At 68.3% G+C, this 21,520-nt stretch carries 17 protein-coding genes; 6 read left to right on the forward strand and 11 right to left on the reverse strand.

Features of this window, described 5'->3' with window-relative positions; genetic code table 11:
• Positions 1 to 114 precede the first annotated feature (114 nt).
• Positions 115 to 2,004, forward strand: a complete 1,890-nt coding sequence (locus BLV92_RS03955; protein WP_090542438.1) for an ABCB family ABC transporter ATP-binding protein/permease — start codon at positions 115 to 117, stop codon at positions 2,002 to 2,004.
• A 166-nt stretch (positions 2,005 to 2,170) separates the two neighbouring features.
• Here BLV92_RS03955 and murU read toward each other — a convergent pair whose 3' ends face one another.
• Positions 2,171 to 2,878 (reverse strand): N-acetylmuramate alpha-1-phosphate uridylyltransferase MurU, encoded by a 708-nt coding sequence (murU, locus tag BLV92_RS03960; protein WP_090546809.1) that lies wholly within the window; start codon positions 2,876 to 2,878, stop codon positions 2,171 to 2,173.
• Between the two features lie 68 nt (positions 2,879 to 2,946).
• Complete coding sequence (locus BLV92_RS03965; RefSeq protein ID WP_177197948.1) at positions 2,947 to 3,996, reverse strand: aminoglycoside phosphotransferase family protein; 1,050 nt, start codon at positions 3,994 to 3,996, stop codon at positions 2,947 to 2,949.
• A 236-nt stretch (positions 3,997 to 4,232) separates the two neighbouring features.
• On the opposite strand from BLV92_RS03965, the gene BLV92_RS03970 reads away from it, so the two are divergent.
• The 4 genes from BLV92_RS03970 (at position 4,233) to rsmA (ending at position 9,986) form a co-directional block, all read left to right on the forward strand.
• A complete protein-coding gene (locus tag BLV92_RS03970; RefSeq protein WP_090542440.1) occupies positions 4,233 to 6,602 on the forward strand; it encodes an LPS-assembly protein LptD in 2,370 nt (789 codons plus the stop codon).
• A gap of 127 nt (positions 6,603 to 6,729) precedes the next feature.
• Positions 6,730 to 8,091 (forward strand): peptidylprolyl isomerase, encoded by a 1,362-nt coding sequence (locus tag BLV92_RS03975; protein ID WP_177197947.1) that lies wholly within the window; start codon positions 6,730 to 6,732, stop codon positions 8,089 to 8,091.
• Positions 8,092 to 8,115: 24 nt separating this feature from the next.
• The gene (pdxA, locus tag BLV92_RS03980; RefSeq protein ID WP_090542444.1) at positions 8,116 to 9,138 is read left to right on the forward strand and encodes a 4-hydroxythreonine-4-phosphate dehydrogenase PdxA; all 1,023 of its coding nucleotides are present in this window, start codon (positions 8,116 to 8,118) and stop codon (positions 9,136 to 9,138) included.
• 14 nt (positions 9,139 to 9,152) lie between these two features.
• Complete coding sequence (gene rsmA, locus BLV92_RS03985; protein WP_090542446.1) at positions 9,153 to 9,986, forward strand: 16S rRNA (adenine(1518)-N(6)/adenine(1519)-N(6))-dimethyltransferase RsmA; 834 nt, start codon at positions 9,153 to 9,155, stop codon at positions 9,984 to 9,986.
• A 122-nt stretch (positions 9,987 to 10,108) separates the two neighbouring features.
• On the opposite strand, the gene BLV92_RS03990 is transcribed toward rsmA, so the two are convergent.
• Both BLV92_RS03990 and panE read right to left on the reverse strand, forming a co-directional pair.
• Positions 10,109 to 11,047, reverse strand: coding sequence for a DMT family transporter (locus BLV92_RS03990; protein WP_090542448.1), 939 nt, complete (start codon positions 11,045 to 11,047; stop codon positions 10,109 to 10,111).
• 167 nt (positions 11,048 to 11,214) lie between these two features.
• The gene (gene panE, locus BLV92_RS03995) at positions 11,215 to 12,159 is read right to left on the reverse strand and encodes a 2-dehydropantoate 2-reductase (protein WP_090542450.1); all 945 of its coding nucleotides are present in this window, start codon (positions 12,157 to 12,159) and stop codon (positions 11,215 to 11,217) included.
• Positions 12,160 to 12,384: 225 nt separating this feature from the next.
• Here panE and gloA point away from each other — a divergent pair, with 225 nt between their 5' ends.
• The gene (gloA, locus tag BLV92_RS04000; protein WP_090542452.1) at positions 12,385 to 12,771 is read left to right on the forward strand and encodes a lactoylglutathione lyase; all 387 of its coding nucleotides are present in this window, start codon (positions 12,385 to 12,387) and stop codon (positions 12,769 to 12,771) included.
• Between the two features lie 82 nt (positions 12,772 to 12,853).
• On the opposite strand, the gene BLV92_RS04005 is transcribed toward gloA, so the two are convergent.
• The 7 genes from BLV92_RS04005 to BLV92_RS04035 form a co-directional block, all read right to left on the reverse strand.
• Complete coding sequence (locus BLV92_RS04005) at positions 12,854 to 13,708, reverse strand: M48 family metallopeptidase (protein WP_090542454.1); 855 nt, start codon at positions 13,706 to 13,708, stop codon at positions 12,854 to 12,856.
• Positions 13,709 to 13,788: 80 nt separating this feature from the next.
• Entirely contained in the window at positions 13,789 to 14,550 is a 762-nt protein-coding gene (locus BLV92_RS04010) for a lysophospholipid acyltransferase family protein (protein ID WP_090542456.1), read from the reverse strand.
• Positions 14,551 to 14,628: 78 nt separating this feature from the next.
• A complete protein-coding gene (gene gmhB, locus BLV92_RS04015) occupies positions 14,629 to 15,192 on the reverse strand; it encodes a D-glycero-beta-D-manno-heptose 1,7-bisphosphate 7-phosphatase (RefSeq protein ID WP_090542457.1) in 564 nt (187 codons plus the stop codon).
• Positions 15,193 to 15,212: 20 nt separating this feature from the next.
• On the reverse strand, positions 15,213 to 17,312 hold the full coding sequence (gene glyS, locus BLV92_RS04020; RefSeq protein ID WP_090542459.1) for a glycine--tRNA ligase subunit beta: 2,100 nt from the start codon (positions 17,310 to 17,312) through the stop codon (positions 15,213 to 15,215).
• A 16-nt stretch (positions 17,313 to 17,328) separates the two neighbouring features.
• On the reverse strand, positions 17,329 to 18,336 hold the full coding sequence (gene glyQ / locus BLV92_RS04025; RefSeq protein WP_090542462.1) for a glycine--tRNA ligase subunit alpha: 1,008 nt from the start codon (positions 18,334 to 18,336) through the stop codon (positions 17,329 to 17,331).
• 245 nt (positions 18,337 to 18,581) lie between these two features.
• A complete protein-coding gene (gene lnt / locus BLV92_RS04030) occupies positions 18,582 to 20,351 on the reverse strand; it encodes an apolipoprotein N-acyltransferase (protein ID WP_090542464.1) in 1,770 nt (589 codons plus the stop codon).
• Between the two features lie 209 nt (positions 20,352 to 20,560).
• Positions 20,561 to 21,454, reverse strand: a complete 894-nt coding sequence (locus tag BLV92_RS04035) for a CorC family transporter (protein ID WP_090542466.1) — start codon at positions 21,452 to 21,454, stop codon at positions 20,561 to 20,563.
• Positions 21,455 to 21,520 lie beyond the last annotated feature (66 nt).

Consider the following 21,520-nt stretch of genomic DNA (forward strand, 5'->3'; position numbering starts at 1 on the left):
ATTGTACGGGAAAGCGCGCCGCCGCGAAGCGCGCGGCCCGCCCGGCGGCCCGCGCGGGCGACGGTCCGCGGCCCGCGCCGCCGTCCCTGCGACCGTCCCCCTGCCGTTATACCCATGCGACGCACCTCCTCACCGAACGAATCCCTGCCGCTCGCCGCCGGTCCCCGCAACGACTGGCAGACGATCCTGTCGCTGCTGCCGTATCTGGCGACGTACCGCTGGCGCGTCGGGTTCGCGCTCGCGTGCCTGATCGGCGCGAAGGTCGCGAACCTCGGCGTGCCGGTCGTGATGAAACACATCGTCGACAACCTGTCGTCGGTCCGGCAGTTGACCGCGCTCGGGCGCTCGGAGCATTCGGACGCGATCGTGCTGATGAGCGGCGTCGGCCTGCTGGTGGTCGCGTATGCGGTCGTGCGCCTGTCCACGTCGCTCTTCACCGAACTGCGTGAGATCCTGTTCTCGAAAGTCACCGAAAGCGCGGTGCGGCAACTCGCGCTGAGGGTGTTCCGCCATCTGCACGAACTGTCGCTGCGGTTCCATCTGGAGCGGCAGACGGGCGGCATGTCGCGCGACATCGAGCGCGGCACGCGCGGCATCACGCAACTGATCTCGTATTCGCTGTACAGCATCCTGCCGACGCTCGTCGAAGTCGGCCTGGTGCTCGCGTTTTTCGTCGTGAAGTACGACGCGTATTACGCGATCGTCACGCTGGTCGCGCTCGTCGCGTACATCGCGTTCACCGTGAAGGTGACCGAGTGGCGCACGCACTTCCGCCGCACGATGAACGAACTCGATTCGCGCGCGAACTCGCGCGCGATCGACTCGCTGCTGAACTACGAGACCGTCAAGTATTTCGGCAACGAGGAGTGGGAAACGCACCGCTACGACGAGAACCTGCAACGCTACCGCGCGGCGGCGATCAAGTCGCAGCATTCGCTGTCCGCGCTGAACTTCGGGCAGCAGGCGATCATCGGCACCGGGCTCGTGTTCATCCTGTGGCGCGCGACGCAGGGCGTGATGGCGGGGCGCCTGACGCTCGGCGATCTCGTGCTGATCAACACGTTCATGCTGCAGCTGTACATTCCGCTGAACTTCCTCGGCGTCGTCTATCGCGAGCTGAAGCAGAGCCTCACCGACATGGACCGGATGTTCTCGCTGATGAACGTGTCGCGCGAAGTCGCGGACGCGCCCGACGCGCAACCGCTCGCGGTGCGCGGCGCGCAAGTGCGTTTCTCGCACGTGAACTTCGGCTACGAGCCGTCGCGGCAGATCCTGCACGACGTGAGCTTCACGATCGAGGCCGGCACGACGACCGCGGTGGTCGGCCATAGCGGCTCGGGCAAGTCGACGCTCGCGCGGCTGCTGTTCCGCTTCTACGATCTCGACCGCGCGAACGGCGGCGCGATCCAGATCGACGGACAGGACATCCGCGACGTCACGCAGGACTCGCTGCGCGCGTCGATCGGCATCGTGCCGCAGGACACGGTGCTGTTCAACGACACGATCTACTACAACATCGCATACGGCCGGCCCGCCGCGACGCGCGACGAGGTGATCGCGGCCGCGCGCGCCGCGCACATCCACGAGTTCATCGAAAGTCTGCCGAAAGGTTATGACACGGCGGTCGGCGAGCGCGGGCTGAAGCTGTCGGGCGGCGAGAAGCAGCGCGTCGCGATCGCGCGCACGCTGCTGAAGCGGCCGCCGATCCTGCTGTTCGACGAAGCGACGTCCGCGCTCGATTCGCGCTCCGAACGCGCGATCCAGCACGAACTCGACCAGATCGCGCGCAACCGGACGACGCTCGTGATCGCGCACCGGCTGTCGACGGTCGTGCATGCGGACCAGATCATCGTGATGGATCGCGGGCGGATCGTCGAGCGCGGCACGCATGCGGAACTGCTGCGCGTCGGCGGGCTGTTCGCGCAGATGTGGGCGCTTCAGCAGCAGCACGCGCAGACGGCGGGCGAGGATGCGGACGCGCCGGCGTCGATCGACGGGCGCTGACGTCGTGGTGTGCCGTGGGCGCGGCATGGCGCGATGGACACGGCATTCGCGATCTTCACGACCGGCATGGCGTTGCTGGTGCGGAACGCCCTCAAGGCTGTAGCGGCGCGGCTTCGGCGGCCGGCAGGCCGCTTTGTGTTGCGTGCTTTGCCGTGCCGCCGTGCCGTCAGCGTGAATTTCCGCTGCCGCCGAGTTCCTGGTCAAGCGCCGCCAGTTGCGCCGGCGTGCCGACGTTCTCCCATTTCCCGTCGTACAGTTCGCCGCTCGCGCGCCGCTGCGCGATCGCGTCGCGATAGTACGGCGACAGCGCTTCTTTCGCGCCGCGCGGCAGCGCGCGGAACATCCGCGTGTCGTACAGGCCGATGTTGCCGAACGTATGCCTCGGCAGGCCCGCGTCGAGCGACAGCAGCCCGTCGTCCGTCAGCGCGAAGTCGCCGGCCGGATGGAACGGCGGGTTCGGCACCATCACCAGATGCATGCCCGGCTCCGGTTGCGACGCGAGCCCGGCCGCGCGCGCGTCGAGCCGCGTGTAATCGAAGTCGCTGTGCACGTCGCCGCTCACCGCGAGGAACACCGCCGGTTCGCCGCGCGTCTCGATCAGCGGCAGCGCGTGCGCGATGCCGCCGGCCGTTTCGAGCGCGTCGTGCTCCGGCGAATAACGCAGCGCGACGTTCCAGCGCGAGCCGTCGCCGAGCGCCGCCTCGATCTGCGCGCCGAGCCACGCATGGTTGATTACGATCGTCGTGTAGCCGGCCGCCGCGAGCCGTTCGATCTGCCATTCGATCAGCGGCTTGCCGCCCGCGCGCAGCAGCGGTTTCGGACAGGTGTCGGTGAGCGGGCGCATCCGCTCGCCGCGTCCGGCGGCGAAGATCATCGCCGTGCGGTCGAAGCGCGCGCGGCTCATCGGGGCAGGCTCATGGTGGGCGTGGGAATCCGGAACGTTCAGAACGTGTAGCCGACTGCGGCGCTCTGGCCGCGCAGGTCGTCGATCAGCCGCGCGAACGGCCCGAGCGGCCGGTAGCGATGCGCGACCTTGCCGGCGTAGTCGAGGAAGCGCGGCAGGTCGGCCATGTAGTGCGCCTTGCCGTCGCGATAGTGGATCCGGCAGAACAGCCCGAGCACCTTGATGTGCCGTTGCAGACCCATCCATTCGAGTTGCCGGTAGAACTCGCCGAAGTCCGGATCGACCGGCAGCCCGGCCTTCTTCGCGCGTTCCCAGTAGTACACGAAGCAGTCGAGTTCGAACTCCTCGTCCCAGCCGATGAACGCGTCGCGCAGCAGCGACGCGACGTCATAGGTGATCGGCCCGTACACCGCGTCCTGAAAGTCGAGCACGCCGGGGTTCGGCGTCGCGATCATCAGGTTGCGCGGCATGAAATCGCGCAGCATGAACACCTGCGGCTGCGCAAGCGCGTTCGCGACCAGCAGCGCGAAGGTGCGGTCGAGCACGCCGCGCGTCGCGTCGTCGACTTCGCGGCCGAGATGGCGTTGCAGATACCACTCGGGCATCAGTTCCATCTCGCGGCGCAGGAACGCTTCGTCGAACGGCGGCAGCACGTTCGGCTTCGACGCGCACTGCCAGCGGATCAGCGTGTCCAGCGCGTCGCGCATCAGGTCGCGCGAGCGCGGGCCGGGGCCGGCGTCGGTCAGCGCCGCGAGGTACGACGCGGTGCCGAGATCGGTGACCAGCATCAGCCCCGCGTCGAAGTCCGCTTCGAGCACGCGCGGCACGTGCACGCCCGCGTCCGCGAGCCGTTGCGCGACCTGCACGAATTCGCGGCATTTTTCCGGCGGCGGCGCATCGACCGCGATCAGCGACGCGCCGTGCGCGCCGCCGCTCGCAACGCGGAAGTAGCGGCGAAAGCTGGCGTCGGCGGAAGCGGGCGCGAGCGTCGCGAGATCGAGGCCGTATTGCGGGGCGCGCGCGGCGAGCCAGGCGGTGAGCAGTTCGAGGCGGGCGTCGGTGGGGCGGGGCGCGGCGGTGAGGGTCATGAAAACCGGCTGAAAAATCGGTGGATCAACGTCTTGCCATATAATACCCCACGACTTTTTTGACGCGACTCGCGCCAAAGCCCGCACGAACGGAACGCCCGCCGATTCACCGCCTGCCTGTCCCCGGTGGATCGAAGCGGATCGTGCGCATCGCAGCCTTTCGCCGCCGGCGGCCCGCGCCGGCGAACGGCCGCGACGGAAGGGCCGGCGGCCGGGCCGATTCGCCAAAACCATACATGCCGCCCAGACAGTTTTTCCAGACGATCTCCATCAGTGACGACGGCGTGCCGGGCAAGCGGCGGCTCATCGCGGCACTTCTCGCCGTGCCGGGCTTCGTGCCCGTGCTCGCGCACGCCCAGTTGACGGGCGTGGCCGCGCAGGCGGAGCCGCTGGACGGTCCATGGAGCCTGCGGCTCGCGCCCCAGCTCGAAGAACATCCGCTCGTCGGCAACCAGCGTCCGGCGACCTTCGTGCTCGGCGATTCGACGACCGGCACCGCGAACACCGACATCGCCGCGAAAGGCGCGGCCGAAGTGCGCCGCACCGCGGCGATCGTCAAGGCGGATGCACTGCATTACGACGTCGACACCGACGTCGCGAACGCGTTCGGCAGCGTGGTGGTCGTGCAGAACGGCACGTCGTTTACCGGGCCGGATGCGCGTCTGCGCGTCGAGGCGAACGAAGGCTACATGACCGCGCCGAAGTACCACTTCGCGGCGACGGGCGGCTCGGGCAGCGCGGAGCGCGCGGACCTGCTCGACGACGAACGCTCGGTGCTGACGAACGGCACGTACACCGCGTGCCAGTGCTCGACGCATCCGGCGTGGTACATCAAGGGCAGCGAGTTCGACTTCGACACCGGCGCGGACGAAGGCGTCGCGCACAACAGCGTGCTGTTCTTCCAGGACGTGCCGATCTTCGCGAGTCCGTGGATGTCGTTCCCGCTGTCGGGCGACCGGCGCAGCGGCCTGTTGCCGCCGACCTTCTCGCTCAGTTCGACGAACGGCTACGAGCTGTCGCTGCCGTATTACTTCAACATCGCGCCGAACCGGGACTTCACGTTCACGCCGGAACTGATCTCGAAGCGCGGCGTGTTCCTGCAGGGCACCTACCGGTATCTGTCGTCGAATTACTCGGGCACGTTCACCGGCACGTTCCTGCCGAACGACGCGATCACGAAGACCAACCGCTATGCGGTGTTCTTCCAGCACAACCAGAACTTCGGCAACGGTTTCGGCGGCTACGTCTACTACAACAAGGTCTCGGACAACACCTATCCGGAAGACCTGTCGCAGCCGGCGAACCAGTTCCTCGCCGGCACGCAGCTGCTGTACCAGCAGGAAGCCGGCCTCACGTACAACAACGGCCCGTGGTCGGTGCTCGCGCGCGAGCAGCACTGGCAGACGCTCGAACCGTCGGTTCCGCCTTACGGGCGCGAGCCGCAGTTGAACGTGAAGTACGCGAAGTACAACGTCGGCGGTTTCGACTTCGGCGCGGAAGCGGACTACACGCGCTTCCGCATCACGACCGACAACGCGACCGAGGGCGACCGCGTCGTCTTCAATCCGTACCTGTCGTACTCGCTGATGGGGCCGGGTTATTTCGTGACGCCGAAGGTGCAGTGGCACTTCGCGTCGTACAACCTGAGCAACATCGGGCCGGAATCGCCGGCCGGCACGCCGAAGAACTTCACCGAATCGATCCCGACGTTCAGCTTCGACACGGGGCTCGTGTTCGACCGCTCGGTCCATCTGTTCGGGCAGGACTACATCCAGACGCTGGAGCCGCGGCTGTACTACGTGTACACGCCGTACCGGAACCAGGATTTCGCGCCGCTGTTCGACACGGCCGACTCGGACTTCGGGCTTGCGGAAATCTTCACGCCGAACACGTTCATCGGCAACGACCGGATCGCGGACTCGAACCGCATCACCGCGGCGATCACGACGCGCTTTCTGAACCCGGCGACCGGCGACGAGCGCGCGCGTTTCGTGATCGCGCAGCAGTATTATTTCCGCGACCAGCGCGTGACGCTGCTGCCGGGACAGAGCGGCTCGCAGGCGACGCATTCGGACCTGATCGCGGGCGCGTCGCTGAAGCTCGGGGCCGGTTTCGCCTCGGAAACCGCGTTCCAATATAATGCCGACAACAACCAGCTCGTGAAGGCGAGCGTCGGCTTCGGCTACAGCCCGGGACCGAGCCGGGTGGTGAACGTCGCCTACCGGTACACGCGCTCGAACACGACGCTCGACAACCAGCCGATCAACCAGTTTCTGATTTCGGCCCAGTGGCCGCTGTCGCACCGGGTGTACGCGGTCAGCCGCTTCAACTACGATCTGAACGGCCACCGGATCGTCGACGGGCTGCTCGGCATGCAATACGACGCGGACTGCTGGGCGCTCGGCGTCGGCATCCAGCGATACGCGAACGGTATCAACAACACGGGCGGGCAGAATTCGGCCACGCGCTTTCTGGCGCAGCTCACGCTCAAGGGGCTGTCGAACGTCGACAACGGGCTGGTCGCGGCATTCAAGGCGAGCGTGCCGGGCTACACGCCGCTGCCCGCCCAGCCGCCCTTGCCGTCGCGCTTCACCAACTATGAATGACGCGTGAATCCGTCCGCGCGAGCGGACGGCAGGCACGCGAGGGTGCAAAACGGGGATGCAGTCAGGACGGGCGGGACGGGCAGGACGGATGTTGTGGCCCGCCATCATTGGAGTGTTTGTGGGAATCATGAAGAAGCTTCGCGTGGCAGCGCTCGCTGCGAGTTTCACCGCCGTCGCCTGGCTGTTGCCGGCCGGCATGGCGCAGGCGCAGGAACTGCCTGCAACGATCGGCCAGACGGTCGATACGATCGCCGCGGTCGTCAACGACGGCGTGATCACGCAGCGCGAGCTGGACGATCGCGTCGAACTGATCTCGCGCCGCCTGACCCAGCAGAACGCGCCGGTGCCGCCGGTCGACCAGTTGCGCGCGCAGGTGCTGAACCAGATGGTGCTCGAACGCATCCAGTTGCAGAAGGCGAAGGAAGACGGCATCACGGTCGACGACGTGTCGGTGCAGCGCACGCTCGAACGGCTCGCGCAGGCGAACGGGATGGATCTCGCGACGTACCGCGCGCGCATCGAGTCGGCCGGCGTGCCGTGGACGACGTTCATGAACGACGCGCGCACCGAACTCACGCTGTCGAAGCTGCGCGAGAAGGAAGTGGACAGCCGGATCAGCGTGTCGGACGCCGAAGTCGCGAACTACATCGCGAGCCAGCGCGGCCCGAACGCCGGCCAGACCAACGACCTGCACTTCGAGCACATCTTCCTGAAGGCGCCGCTCAATGCGTCGGAAACCGACATCGAGGCCGCGCAGCACAAGGCCGACGCGCTGCTGAAGCAGGCCCAGGGCGGTGAAAAGTTCGAAAGCCTCGCGAAGTCGAATTCGCAGGCGCCGGACGCCGGCAAGGGCGGCGACATGGGCTTCCTGCCGCCGTCGAAGCTGCCGCCCGAGTTCGTGACCGCCGCGTCGACGCTGCGTCCGGGCGAGGTGAACCCGTCGGTGATCCGCACCAGCGACGGCTTCGAGATCGTGCGCCTCGTCGAGCGCCGCTCCGGCCAGGGCACGAGCGCCGATGCGCCGAAGCTCGTGCAGACGCACGTGCGCCACATCCTGCTGCGCGTCGGCGACGGGATGTCGGAGCCGGAAGCGCGCCAGCGGCTGCTGCAGATCCGCCAGGACGTCGCGTCGGGCGGCGACTTCGCGAAGTTCGCGCGCACCTATTCGCAGGACGGTTCCGCGTCGCAGGGCGGCGATCTCGGCTGGGTCAGCCCCGGCGAGACGGTGCCCGAATTCGAGCGCGCGATGAACACGCTGCAGGACGGCCAGGTCAGCGAGCCGGTGCGCACCGAATACGGTTATCACCTGATCCAGGTGCTCGAACGCCGCGAGGCGCAGGGCTCGGTCGCGCAGCAGATGGATCTCGCGCGCCAGGCGATCGGCCAGCGCAAGGCGGAGCAGTCGTATGCGGACTGGCTGCGCGAACTGCGTGACAGCGCGTACGTCGATTACAAGATCGGCGCGATCGGCAACGGCGCGCAGCAGTAACACGCTCATCGGAGGGATTGCGTCGTGAACGCCTCGGCTACTTCATCGCCGGATCCGCGCGGGCCGAAACCGCTGCGGATCGCGATCACGACCGGCGAGCCCGCCGGCGTCGGTCCCGAACTCACCGCGGTCGCGCTCGCGGGCGCGGCCGCCCACTGGCCGGACGCGCAGTTCGTCGCGCTCGGCGACGGCGCGCTGCTTGCGGAACGCGCGCGGGCGGCCGGCGTCGACTGGTCCGCGATCGTGGACGGCGCGCGCGTCGCGGTCGAATCCGTGCCGCTCGCGGCGGCCGTGCGGGCCGGCCGGCTCGACGCGGCGAACGGCCGTTACGTGCTCGAACTGCTCGACCGCGCGATCGACGGCGCGCTTTCCCGCGACTTCGACGCAATCGTTACCGCGCCGTTGCAGAAGAGCACGATCAACGATTGCGGCGTGCCGTTCACCGGCCATACCGAATATCTCGCGGAGCGCACGCAGACGCCGCGCGTCGTGATGATGCTGTCCGGCACCGGCGTGCGGCCGCTGCGCGTCGCGCTCGCGACCACCCATCTGCCGCTGAAGGACGTGTCCGCGGCGATCACGATCGACGGCCTCGTCGACACGCTGCGGATCATCGACCACGACCTGCGCGCGCATTTCGGCGTGCCGCAGCCGCGCATCCTCGTGACCGGCCTGAACCCGCATGCGGGCGAGAACGGTTATCTCGGCCGCGAGGAGATCGACACGATCGCGCCGGCGCTCGCCGTCGCGACGTCGCACGGCATCGACGCGCGCGGCCCGTATCCGGCCGACACGCTGTTCCAGCCGCGCTACCTGAACGAGGCGGACTGCGTGCTCGCGATGTTCCACGATCAGGGGCTGCCGGTCCTCAAATACGCGACGTTCGGCGAAGGCATCAACGTGACGCTCGGTCTGCCGATCGTGCGCACGTCGGTCGATCACGGCACTGCGCTCGACCTCGCCGGCACCGGCCGCGCGGACGCGGGCAGCCTGATCGCGGCGATCGACACCGCGGTGTCGATGGCGCGCCATCGCCGCGTCGCCTGATACTCCATTCGAAGATGTCCACCAGCAGACAGCATCAGGGGCACGTCGCGCGCAAGCGCTTCGGGCAGAACTTTCTCGTCGACGCCGGCGTGATCGACTCGATCGTCAACGTGATCCGGCCGCAGAAGGGCGAGCGGATCGTCGAGATCGGACCGGGCCTCGGCGCGCTGACCGGGCCGCTGATCGAGCGCGCGGCAACGCCCGATGCGCCGCTGCATGCGGTCGAACTCGACCGCGACCTGATCGTGCGCTTGCAGAAGCGGTTCGGCGGCCTGCTCGAACTGCACGCGGGCGATGCGCTCGCGTTCGACTTCGGCTCGCTCGCCGCGCCCGGCGACAAGCCGACGCTGCGGATCGTCGGCAACCTGCCGTACAACATTTCGAGCCCGCTGCTGTTTCACCTGACGACCTTCGCGGACCGCGTGATCGACCAGCACTTCATGCTGCAGGACGAAGTGGTCGAACGGATGGTCGCGGAGCCGGGCAGCAAGGCGTTCGGCCGGCTGACGGTGATGCTTCAGTACCGCTACGTGATCGACAAGCTGCTCGACGTGCCGCCGGAGTCGTTCCAGCCGCCGCCGAAGGTCGATTCGGCGATCGTGCGGATGATTCCCTATGCGCCGCACGAACTGCCGGCGGTGGACGAACGGTTGCTCGGTGACCTCGTGACGGCCGCGTTTTCGCAGCGGCGCAAGATGCTGCGCAATACGCTCGCTTCGTATCGCGACCGCGTGGACTTCGACGCGCTGGGCTTCGACCTCGCGCGCCGCGCGGAGGACGTATCGGTGAGCGAGTACGTGCAGGTCGCGCAGTCGCTCGGCGGCGCGGCGGGGAACGCGCCGGCCTGAACGGCGCGAACCCGGGCGACGTCGCCGCCTGGGTTTCGGGACACCTGCTTCAATGCTTCAGCTGCGACCGGGTGCGCCGCGCGCCCGGTCGCGCATTCCAGAAGATCCGCGTCGTATCGCGCTCATCGCTGCCGCGCCGGCGCATTCACGAGCGCGATCCCCGCGAGCACGAGCCCGGCCGCGCCGACGAAGCGCCCGCTGAACGATTCGCCGAGCAGCAGCACGCCGAACGTGACGCCGAACAGCGGCGTCAGGAACGAGAACACCGCGAGCCTCGACGCCATGTAGCGCGTGAGCAGCCAGAACCACGCGAGATAGCTGACGAACGCGACCACCACCGCCTGATAACCGAGCGCGAGCATCGCGATCGGCGTGATATCGCGCACCTGCCATTCGCCGGTCGCACCCGCGAGCGCGAGCAGCACGACCGCCGACACCGCCAGTTGATAGAACAGCGTCTTGCTGGCGCTCGCGTGCGCGAGCGTCGTCGTGCGCACGACCACCGTCGTCGCGGCCCATGCGATGCCGCCGAGCACGCCGAGCGCATCGCCGGCGACACCCATCAGCAGCGCCTGCGCGTCGCCCGCCGACGCGCCGGTGCGCGAGAAGCCGTCCGCGAACGCGATCGTCATGCCGGCGAACGCGATCGCGATGCCGATCCATTGCGTGCGCCGCAGCTTCTCGCCGGGCGTGAACCAGTGCAGCCCGAGCGCGGTGAAGCACGGCGCGGTGTACAGGAACACGGCCATCCGCGATGCGCTCGTCATCGTGAGGCCGAAGAAGATGAACACGAACTCGGCCGCGAACAGCACGCCGGCGAGCAGGCCGGCCGCGAGCGTGCCGTCGTCGCGAAAGAGCGGCGTGCCGCGGGCGCGCGACCAGCCGTACACGAGCCCCGTGGCGATCAGGGAGCGCAGCCCCGCCTGAAGCACGGGCGGCAGCGCGGTGTTGGTGGTCTTGATCGCGACCTGCTGCAATCCCCAGATCGCGCACAGCACGATCATCAGGATCACGGCCTGGCTGTCCGGCGCGCGGCGGACCGGCAAAGCGGCGGTGCTCATCGACAGGTGGGCGTCGTGGAGTTGAAAGGCGGATCGCTACGATAGCAAATCGGCCGCTGCGCCGGGACCATGTCCTTGCCGTGCGCAGGGAGGCGGCCGCGCCGCGCGCGCGGGTTTGTCGAGCGACGTGCGCGCGGTGTCGGCCGGGGTTTCGCGCGGCTCGTCGTTCAGACCGGCGCGCCTGTTTCGCGCCGCGCGTCGTAGGCCTTCAACTGGCTGTACACGATGCGCAGCACCGTCAGTTCGCCGGGCTTCTGCTGATCGCCGCCGCCGCGCCGGATCATGTCGCCGAGCACGTGATCGGCCTCGGTGCGCGAGCCGTTCTGCACGTCGCGCAGCATCGACGCGGTCAGCGTCGAGTTGCGCGCGAACAGCATCGAACGCGCGCGCTCGACGAACGCGTCGCGCACCGGCGTGCCGTTTTCGGCGGCGACCGTGCGGCATTCGGAGAAGATCCGCCCGATCACCGTTTCGCCGTCCGGCGTCGCGAGGATGGCGCCGACCGGCGCGCGAAAGAGGCATGTGCTGCCCGCGAGCGACGCGAGGAACACCCACTTCTCCCACATCTCCTGCATGATGTGCGGCGTCGCCTTCGAATCGAAGCCCGCGTTGCCGAGCGCATCGGCGACCGCGTTCACGCGCTCCGACAGCCCGCCGCCGATCTCGCCGAACGCGATCGCGTGCGAGTCGTTCAGATGGACGATCTCGCGTTCGGCATTCAGCGTCGCCGCGATCAGGCACACGCCGCCGAGCACCGCGGACGTGCCGAAGCGCTGCTGCAGCGTCTCCAGATGGCGCATCCCGTTCAGGAACGGCAGGATCAGCGTGTGCGGGCCGACGGCCGGCGCGAACGACGTGATCGCGTCGTCGAGGTCGTATGCCTTGCAGCCGAGCAGCACCAGATCGAACGATTCGTTCAGCGTATCGCTCGTGACGGTCTTCACGTCGCGCAGCGTCAGGTCGCCGCGCGGGCTGCGGATCACGAGGCCCGCATCGCGCAGTTGCGCGGCGCGCGCGGGCCGCACCAGAAACGTCACGTCGCGCCCGGCGGCGGCCAGCCGGCCTCCGAAATAACCGCCCAGTGCGCCCGCACCCACGACCAGAATACGCATGTCCCTTTCCTTTATATGAATGAATGGCCGCAGACCTCGCCTGCATGTCGCCGTCGTCTTGCGACCGCGCGCCGATGACCGACGCATGCGGCCGCGCGTTCGCGAACGCCGTCCATGCTAGTGCAAATCGGCGCTCGATGCCGGATGCGGCCGGCAACGGCCGGCAGCTTGCGCGCGTTTTTGGTACAGTCCGGTTTTTCACGATGGCAAAACACGGAGTACACGATGCGCCTGCTTCACACGATGATCCGGGTCGGCGACCTCGATCGTTCGATCAAGTTCTACACCGAACTGCTCGGCATGAAACTGCTGCGTCGCGACGACTATCCGGACGGCCGCTTCACGCTCGCATTCGTCGGCTACACCGACGAGCGCGACGGCACGGTGCTCGAACTGACCCACAACTGGGACACGCCTTCATACGACCTCGGCAGCGGCTTCGGCCACCTCGCGGTCGAAGTGGACGACGCGTATGCGGCATGCGAGCGGATCAAGGCGCAGGGCGGCACCGTCGTGCGCGAAGCCGGCCCGATGAAGCACGGCACGACGGTGATCGCGTTCGTGACCGATCCGGACGGCTACAAGATCGAGTTCATCCAGAAGAAGCCGTAACCGCAACGAACGGCGCGCCTGTCCTGGCGGAAGAGGGAGGGCGGCGCGCCCGCATCGCGACGCGGTTCGTGCCGCGCGAGCGTCACATCGCCGGCACGAGTTCCGGCGGATGCTGCCGCAGCGCCTTGCGCGCTTCGCGGAACTCCGGAAAGATCGATTCGACCGTCTTCCAGAAGCGCGGGCTGTGGTTCATCTCGCGCAGATGCGCGAGTTCGTGCGCGACGACGTAATCGACGATCGACAGCGGGAAATGGATCAGCCGCCAGTTCAGGCGGATGCGTCCGTCGCTGGAGCAACTGCCCCAGCGCGTCGCAGCCGACGACAGCGCATACGAGCGGAACTCGACGCCGAGCTTCGGCGCATACGCACGCAGCCGCTCGCCGAAGATGCGCGTCGCCTCGTGTTGCAGCCAGCCCTGCACGCGGTCCTTGATCTGCTGCGGGTCCGCGTGCGGCGGCAGCGGCAGCGCGAGCACGCGCGCGGTTGCGTCGAACGACAGTTCCGCCGCGCCGAGCGTCACGCGCACCGGCTTGCCGAGATACGGCACTTGCGCGCCGTCGCTCCATTCGATGCGCGGCAGCGCGCGCTGTTCGACGCGGGTCTGCCATTCGGAGAGTTTCGCGAAGATCCAGCGTTGTTTCTCCGCGATCGCGGTTTCGATGTCCGCGAGCGTGACCCAGCGCGGCGCGGTGATCGTGAGCCCGGTGCCGTCGATCGAGAAGCCGATCGAGCGGCGCGCCGAACGCCTGAGCCGGTATTGCAGCGTCTGCGCGCCGAGCGCGAGCGTGCGCAGCTTCACGCCGTCGGGCAGCGGCGCGGCCGGCGGCACAGCGTTGACGGAAGGGGGTGCGCCCGGCGCCGGCGCGCCGAACAGCGGCAGGTCGAGTTGCCGGTTGTCGAGCGCCGCGGACGGACGCGACGGGGGAGGCTTCTGCATCGTGTGGCCTGGCCTTCAGCGGGGGGAGCGTGCAAACGCGCGGTGCGCGAGAAGGCCGTTGCGCGAGCGCGGCTGCCGCGTCAGATCCGGGCCGTGGTTGCGGATGCCGCACCGGTGTCGCGGTACGCGGCCGGATCGATGCGACGCATCTCGCTTTCGATCCAGCTTTCGACGCGCGCATTCACTTCGTCGGGCGTGAGCCCGGTGGTATCGATGGGCTTGCCGATCGACACCGTGACTATACCCGGATATTTAATGAACGAGTTGCGAGGCCAGACGCGCCCCGCGTTGTGCGCGACCGGCACGACCGGCGCGCCGGCCGCGAGCGCGAAACGCGCGCCGCCGGTCTTGTACTTGCCCTGTCTGCCGACCGGCGTGCGCGTGCCTTCGGGGAACATGATGACCCACGCGCCTTCGGCCATCCGCACCTTGCCCTGGCGCGTGACCGACTCGAACGCATATTTGCCGGCCTTGCGGTCGATGTGAACCATCTTCAGCATCCCGAGCGCCCAGCCGAAGAACGGCACGTACAGCAACTCGCGCTTGAACACGTAGCACAGCGGTTTCGGCATCAGCGCGGGGAACGCGAGCGTTTCCCACGCGGACTGATGTTTCGACAGCATGACCGCGGGACCGTCCGGCAGGTTCTCGAAGCCTTCGATCCGGTAGCGGATGCCGTTCAGCCAGCGCGCGACGAACAGCGTCGTATGGCACCAGCCGACCGCCATCCTGTAGCGCCGGTCGGCGTTCATGAACGGGAACGCGATGAAGCACGCGGTCGCGTACGGCGCCGTGAACACGATGAGATAGATGAACAGCAGCAGCGAGCGGATGAAGAGCATCGGTCGTGACCGGTCGGTGAGGGCGGCGCGCAGGCGCCGTGCGGAGTGACGGGGAAGCGCGCGAAACGTTCGAAGGGCTCAGTCGGCCTCGCGCGCGAGGAAGTCGAGCGCGAACGCGCGCAGGTCGTCGTGAACGAGCGTGCCTTCCGGCAGCCCGCCGGCCGCGAGCGTCTTTTCGCCCTTGCCGGTGAGCACGAGGTGCGTGCGAAAGCCGAGCGCCGCGCCCGCCTGCAGATCGCGCAGCGAGTCGCCGACGACCGGTGTGTTTTCCGGATCGATCTCGAAGCGCTCCGCGATCATCCGCAGCATGCCGGGCTGCGGCTTGCGGCAGTCGCAATGATCCTCCGCCGTGTGCGGGCAGAAGAACACCGCGTCGATGCGCCCGCCGGCCGACGCGGCCAGGCGGTGCATCTTCGCGTGCATCGCGTTCAGCGCGGCCATGTCGAACAGGCCGCGGCCGATGCCGGACTGGTTCGACGCGACCGCGACGCGATAACCCGCCTGGGTCAGGCGCGCGATCGCTTCGAGGCTGCCGGGGATCGCGACCCACTCGTCCGGCGACTTGATGTACGCGTCGGAGTCGAGATTGATGACGCCGTCGCGGTCGAGGATCACTATCTTTCGGGCGGAACTGGTCGGCATGGCGAACGCTCGTCGGTCGATCAGGCGGCGAGCCGCGAAATGTCCGCGACGCTGTTCATCTGCTTGTGCAGCGCGTTCAGCAGCGCGAGCCGGTTCGCGCGCAGCGCCGGGTCTTCCGCGTTGACCATCACGTCGTTGAAGAACGTGTCGACGGTCTCGCGCAGCGCCGCGAGCGCGGTCAGCGCGCCGGTGTATTCGCGCGCGGCCAGCTGCGTCTCGACGCGCGGCGCGACCTGCTGCAACTGCGCGTGCAGCGCCTTCTCGGCGGCCTCGACGAGCAGCGCCACGCGGATGTCCGCGACCTCCACGCCTTCGGACTTCTTCAGGATGTTCGAGATCCGCTTGTTCGCGGCCGCGAGCGACGCCGCTTCCGCGAGCGCCGCGAATTCGCGCACCGCGTCGAGCCGCGCGACGATGTCGTCGAGGCGCGTCGGGTTCAGCGCGAGCACCGCGTCGATCCCGGTCGCCGCGTAACCGCGTTCGCGCAGCAGCCCGCGCAGGCGATCCATGAAGAACTCGTACAGCGCGGCCGTCGGGTCGGTCACCGCGGCGACGCCCGCGAACTCCGCATACGCGGCGTTCAGCAGTTCAACCACGTCGAGCGGCAACTGCTTCTCGACGAGAATGCGCAGCACGCCGAGCGCATGGCGGCGCAGCGCGAACGGGTCCTTCTCGCCGGTCGGTTGCAACCCGATGCCCCAGATGCCGACCAGCGTTTCGAGCTTGTCCGCGAGCGCGACGATCGTGCCGGTCTGCGTCGCCGGCAGCGCGTCGCCGGAAAAGCGCGGCTGATAATGCTCGGAGCACGCGAGCGCGACTTCGTCCGCCTCGCCGTCGTGGCGCGCGTAGTAGGTGCCCATCGTCCCCTGCAGCTCCGGGAACTCGCCGACCATGTCGGTCAGCAGGTCGGCCTTCGCGAGCCGCGCGGCGCGCATCGCGAGCGCGATGTCCGCGCCGCTCTTCTGCGCGATCACGCCGGCCAGCGCCTCGACGCGCTCGACGCGCTGCAACTGCGAGCCGAGCTTGTTGTGATAGACGACGTTCGCGAGCAGCGGCACGCGGTCCGCGAGCGGCTTCTTCTGGTCCTGCTCGAAGAAGAACTTCGCGTCCGCGAGGCGCGGGCGCACGACACGCTCGTTGCCTTCGACGATCTCGTCCGGCGTGTCGGTCGCGATGTTCGACACGATCAGGAAGCGCGAGCGCAGCCGGCCGGCGTCGTCGGTCAGCGCGAAATACTTCTGGTTCGTCTGCATCGTCAGGATCAGGCATTCCTGCGGCACCTTCAGGAACTCGTCCTCGAAGCGGCATGCGTAGACGACCGGCCATTCGACCAGCGCGGTCACTTCGTCGAGCAGCGCGTCCGGCATCACGACCTGGTCGTCGCCGGCCGCCGCGAGCAGTTGCGTGAGGATCGCTTCCTTGCGCTGCGCGAAGTTCGCGACGACGAAACCCTTCTGTTCGAGCGTGTGCGCGTATTCGTTCGCGTCCGTGAACGCGATCAGCCCGTCGGACAGGAAACGGTGGCCGCGCGTCGTGTCGCCGGCATCGACGCCGAACGCGGTGACCGGCACGAGCGCGTCGCCGTGCAGCGCGATCAGCCGATGCACCGGACGCACGAACTGCACGTCGCTGCCGTCCGGCCGCTGGTATTTCATCACCTTCGGGATCGGCAGCTTCGCGAGCGTTTCGTCGAGCGCGGCCTGCAGGCCGTCCGCGAGCGTCGCGCCGGGGGCCGCGTAGCGCAGGAAAAACGCTTCGCTCTTGCCGTCCTGCGCGCGTTCCAGATCGCTCACGGGGAAGTCGGGGAAACCGAGCGCGGCGAGTTTCTTCGCAAGCGGCGCGGTCGGCTGGCCGTTCGCGTCGAGCGCGACCGACACCGGCAGCACCTTCTCGCGCACGTCCTTTTGCGGGGCGACGCCGCGCACGTTCTTCACGAGCACCGCGAGGCGGCGCGGCGTGGCGTAGCGTTCGAACGACAGCGCGCCTTCGATCAGGTCGCGCGCGGCGAGACGGGCGGCGACACCTTCGGCGAACGCGTCGCCGAGGCGCGCGAGCGCCTTCGGCGGCAGTTCCTCGGTCAGCAGTTCGACGAGGAGGGAGGCATGATTAGCTTGAGTCATTGTGCAGGTGATCCGGTCATTCCTCGCCGAACTTGCGTTCGACCTTCAGCGGCGGCGCCCAGGCGGGCATGGCGGCGTCCTGTTCGTCGGTGGTGAGGCCGGGCACGCCCTGCACCGGATTGCCGAGCATCGGGAAACCCAGCTTCTCGCGCGACTCGTAATACGCCTGCGCGACCGCGCGCGACAGCGCGCGGATGCGGCCGATATAGGCGGCGCGCTCGGTCACCGAGATCGCGCCGCGCGCGTCGAGCAGGTTGAACGTGTGGGCGGCCTTCAGCACGAGTTCGTATGCGGGCAGCGCAAGCTGCTGCTCCATCATCCGCTTCGCTTCGCCTTCGTATGCGTTGAAGAACGTGAACAGCAGCTCGACGTTCGCGTGCTCGAAGTTGTAGGTGGACTGCTCGACCTCGTTCTGGTGATACACGTCGCCATAGGTGAGGCGGCGCAGTTCTGGACCGTTCGGGCCTTGCTCCTCCCACTCGGTCCACACGAGGTCGTACACGTTCTCGACCTTCTGCAGATACATCGCGAGGCGTTCGAGGCCGTACGTGATCTCGCCGAGCACCGGCTTGCAGTCGAGGCCGCCGACCTGCTGGAAGTACGTGAACTGCGTGACCTCCATCCCGTTCAGCCACACTTCCCAGCCGAGGCCCCATGCGCCGAGCGTCGGGTTTTCCCAGTCGTCCTCGACGAAGCGCACGTCGTTCTGCTGCAGGTCGAAGCCGAGTGCTTCGAGCGAGCCGAGGTACAGGTCGAGGATGTTTTCCGGCGCGGGCTTCAGCACGACCTGGTACTGGTAGTAGTGCTGCAGGCGGTTCGGGTTCTCGCCGTAGCGGCCGTCCTTCGGGCGGCGCGACGGCTGCACGTACGCGGCGCGCCACGGCTCGGGGCCGATCGCGCGCAGGAAGGTGTGGACGTGCGACGTGCCGGCGCCGACTTCCATGTCGATCGGCTGGAGCAGCGCGCAGCCCTGCTTGTCCCAGTAGGACTGGAGCGTCAGGATGATTTGCTGAAACGTGAGCATGAAGTGCCTGCAGTGCCTCTTGTGCCTTCTTGTGCCTGTTGGGAGGCGGGAAGCGGCGCGCCCGGCGCGCCGCGCGACGCGGGTCATCCGCCGTGCGCGGCCGCGGCCGGGGGCGGCCACGTGCTAAAACGTTGAATTTTACCGGATTGCCGCTTCGTTGCGACCGGCGCGGCGATTCGGGCCGTGCCGACGCGATGCGCGCGGCGGTTTGCGCGGCTGGGCCGTAATCGCCCGGGGTCCGCCACTTATCGTTCGGCGTCCGCTGCCGTTCGCCGTTTCGCGCGGCCCGGCCCGAACGCGAAACCGAACGCGAGCAGCAGCAGCGACACCGCGAGCACCGTGTTGTTGCCGCTCATCACGTACGGCGTGAAACCCGTCGTCCCCTGGATGCGCACGTCGAGCGAGCCCTCGGTGAACGTCGGCAGCCGCGCGATCACGTTGCCGTGCCCGTCGATCGCGGCGGTCACGCCGGTGTTCGTCGCGCGCAGCATCGGGCGGCCGGTTTCGAGCGAGCGCATCCGCGCGATCTGCAAATGCTGGTCGAGCGCGATCGTGTCGCCGAACCACGCGAGGTTCGTCGAGTTGATCAGCACGCCGGCCGACGTCGGGTTCTCGCGCACCGTGCGCGCGACTTCCTCTCCGAAGATGTCCTCGTAGCAGATGTTCACCGCGACCGGCTGGTTGTGGACCATGAACGGCGGCTGCACCGGCGCGCCGCGCGCGAAGTCGCCGAGCGGGATGTTCATCAGGTTCACGAACCAGCGGAAGCCCCACGGCACGAACTCGCCGAACGGCACCAGATGATGCTTGTCGTAGCGGTACAGGCCGGCCACGCCGGGCGTGATGCCGAACAGGCTGTTCGTGTAGTCGATCACGCGGCCTTCCGGCGTCACGGTGCCGCCGACCGCGCCGAACAGGATCGCGGTGCCGGTCGAGTCCGCGAAGCGGCGGATCGCGAGCGCGAACGGCTCCGGCATCTGCTGGAGCAGCACCGGCACCGCGGTTTCCGGCGTGACCACGAGATCGGCCGGCTTGTCGGTGATGAGCCGCCGGAACTCGTCGAGCGCCGCGACCATCCCGGCTTCCTCGAACTTCATCTCCTGCTTGACGTTGCCTTGCAGCAGCCGCACGTCGAGCGGCGCGTTCGCGGGGAGCGTCCACGACACCAGCGGCAGCAGCAGTCCCGCGACGATCAGCGCGGCCGCGCCGAGCGCGGGCGTCGCGATCCGCGAGCGTTCGACGGCGCGGGCGGCGTTGCCGGTGCGCCGTGCCGCGCGCGCTTCGCTGACCCGCACAAGTGCCTGCACGACGAGCGCCGCGACGAGCGCGAGCATCCAGCCGACGCCGTACACGCCGACGATCGGCGCGAAACCGGCGAGTGGGCCGTCGACCTGCGGATAACCGCTCGCGAGCCACGGAAAGCCGGTGAACACGGTGCCGCGCGCCCATTCGCCGAGCGCCCACGCGCTCGCGAACGCGAATGCGCCGTGCCATGTCGGCGAGAACGGGCGCGGGTCGCGGGCCGCGGTGTTGCCGTTCCCATGGCTCGCGTGGCCCGCGCAGAACGACCACAGCGCCGCCGCGAGCGCCGGATACAGGCCGAGGTACAGCGAGAACAGCACGAGCGCGGCGCCGGCGAGCGCGGCGGGCATCCCGCCGTACGTGTGCATGCTGACGTACAGCCACCAGACGCCGGTCACGAAGTTGCCGAAGCCGAACGCCCAGCCGGTCAACAGCGCGCTTCGCCAGCCGGTCGTGCGCGTGAGCCAGAAATAGAAGAACGCGAAAATCGCGATCGACAGCCAGCCGCCGTGCGGCGTCGGCGCGAACGACAGCGTGTGCAGCGCGCCGGCGGCGACCGCCGCGACGTAGTGCCAGAACGGCAGCGTGCGGCGGGTCGCGGCGGCGACGCGGCCCGCGCCGTTTGCGTTGCTCGCGCTTCGTGAGCTTGCTGCGCTGTCTGCGCCGGTCGGGCGCGCGTCGTCGCGCGCGGGGGATCGGATCGGTTCGGCCATCGGACGTTTCGGGAGGGCGCGCGGATCGGCCCGCGCGCGGGATTCGGACAGGGCGGCGTCGCAGCGGCGGCGGACCGGAGCGGCTGACGGTTCGGGCGGCCCGGCCGCCGTGCGTTATGCGGCGTCGGCCGCAATTGTCGCAGGTTGTGATGACGGCGGACGACGCGTGCATTGTTGGCCGCCGCGCTGGCCGCGAAGGATCGCGCCGCTCAGGTGCCCGGCGGCTGCACCGCCGCTTCGCGCTGGCCGGCGAGCGGGTCGCGGCGCACGAGCAGCACGTGCAGCTGGCGCGCGTCCGCGCGCAGCACCTCGAAGATCAGGTCGTCGATCCGCACCTTCTCGCCCCGGTGCGGCACGCGGCCGAAGCGATGCGTGACGAGCCCGCCGATCGTATCGACCTCCTCGTCGGAGAAGTGCGTGCCGAACGCCTCGTTGAACTGCTCGATCTCGGTCAGCGCGCGCACGCGGTAGCGGCCGTCCGGCGATGCGATGATGTTGCCGCTTTCCTCGTCGAAATCGTATTCGTCCTCGATGTCGCCGACGATCTGCTCCAGCACGTCCTCGATCGTAATCAGGCCCGCGACGCCGCCGTATTCGTCGACGACGAGCGCGATGTGGTTGCGGTTCATCCGGAAGTCGCGCAGCAGCACGTTCAGGCGCTTCGACTCCGGGATGAACACGGCCGGGCGCAGCATTCCGCGCACGTCGAACTCCTCTTCCGCGTAGTAGCGCAGCAGGTCCTTCGACAGCAGCACGCCGATCACGTTGTCGCGGTTGCCCTCGTACACCGGATAGCGCGAGTGCGCTTTTTCGAGCACGAACGGAATGAATTCGTCGGGGCTTTCGGCGATGTTGATCGCGTCCATCTGCGCGCGCGGCACCATGATGTCGCGCGCGCACAGTTCGGACACCTGGAACACGCCTTCGATCATCGACAGCGAGTCCGCGTCGATCAGATTGCGTTCGTGCGCGTCCTGGAGAATTTCGAGAAGTTCGCTGCGCGAGTCGGGCTCGGGCGAGATGAAGTCGGTCAGCCGCTCAAGGAGGGAGCGCTTTTCCTGCGGTTTTTCGGTCTGTCGTCGACTGGGATAGGAGTCGTTCATGGCGGTGCGCCCCACGAGGCCGGGCGCGCTGTTGCGGAGCGTTAAGGATACACCACGCCTGTGGCG

This window comes from Paraburkholderia caballeronis, from assembly GCF_900104845.1.
GTDB classification, from domain to species: Bacteria; Pseudomonadota; Gammaproteobacteria; order Burkholderiales; family Burkholderiaceae; genus Paraburkholderia; species Paraburkholderia caballeronis.

Excerpts from the sequence above, each read along its gene's own strand:
- BLV92_RS03955 (WP_090542438.1), top strand. The coding sequence starts at position 115 with ATGCGACGCACCTCCTCACCGAACGAATCCCTGCCGCTCGCCGCCGGT.
- murU (WP_090546809.1), bottom strand. The coding sequence starts at position 2,878 with ATGATCTTCGCCGCCGGACGCGGCGAGCGGATGCGCCCGCTCACCGAC.
- BLV92_RS03965 (WP_177197948.1), bottom strand. The coding sequence starts at position 3,996 with ATGACCCTCACCGCCGCGCCCCGCCCCACCGACGCCCGCCTCGAACTG.
- BLV92_RS03970 (WP_090542440.1), top strand. The coding sequence starts at position 4,233 with ATGCCGCCCAGACAGTTTTTCCAGACGATCTCCATCAGTGACGACGGC.
- BLV92_RS03975 (WP_177197947.1), top strand. The coding sequence starts at position 6,730 with ATGAAGAAGCTTCGCGTGGCAGCGCTCGCTGCGAGTTTCACCGCCGTC.
- rsmA (WP_090542446.1), top strand. The coding sequence starts at position 9,153 with ATGTCCACCAGCAGACAGCATCAGGGGCACGTCGCGCGCAAGCGCTTC.
- BLV92_RS03990 (WP_090542448.1), bottom strand. The coding sequence starts at position 11,047 with ATGAGCACCGCCGCTTTGCCGGTCCGCCGCGCGCCGGACAGCCAGGCC.
- panE (WP_090542450.1), bottom strand. The coding sequence starts at position 12,159 with ATGCGTATTCTGGTCGTGGGTGCGGGCGCACTGGGCGGTTATTTCGGA.
- gloA (WP_090542452.1), top strand. The coding sequence starts at position 12,385 with ATGCGCCTGCTTCACACGATGATCCGGGTCGGCGACCTCGATCGTTCG.
- BLV92_RS04005 (WP_090542454.1), bottom strand. The coding sequence starts at position 13,708 with ATGCAGAAGCCTCCCCCGTCGCGTCCGTCCGCGGCGCTCGACAACCGG.
- BLV92_RS04010 (WP_090542456.1), bottom strand. The coding sequence starts at position 14,550 with ATGCTCTTCATCCGCTCGCTGCTGCTGTTCATCTATCTCATCGTGTTC.
- gmhB (WP_090542457.1), bottom strand. The coding sequence starts at position 15,192 with ATGCCGACCAGTTCCGCCCGAAAGATAGTGATCCTCGACCGCGACGGC.
- glyS (WP_090542459.1), bottom strand. The coding sequence starts at position 17,312 with ATGACTCAAGCTAATCATGCCTCCCTCCTCGTCGAACTGCTGACCGAG.
- glyQ (WP_090542462.1), bottom strand. The coding sequence starts at position 18,336 with ATGCTCACGTTTCAGCAAATCATCCTGACGCTCCAGTCCTACTGGGAC.
- lnt (WP_090542464.1), bottom strand. The coding sequence starts at position 20,351 with ATGGCCGAACCGATCCGATCCCCCGCGCGCGACGACGCGCGCCCGACC.
- BLV92_RS04035 (WP_090542466.1), bottom strand. The coding sequence starts at position 21,454 with ATGAACGACTCCTATCCCAGTCGACGACAGACCGAAAAACCGCAGGAA.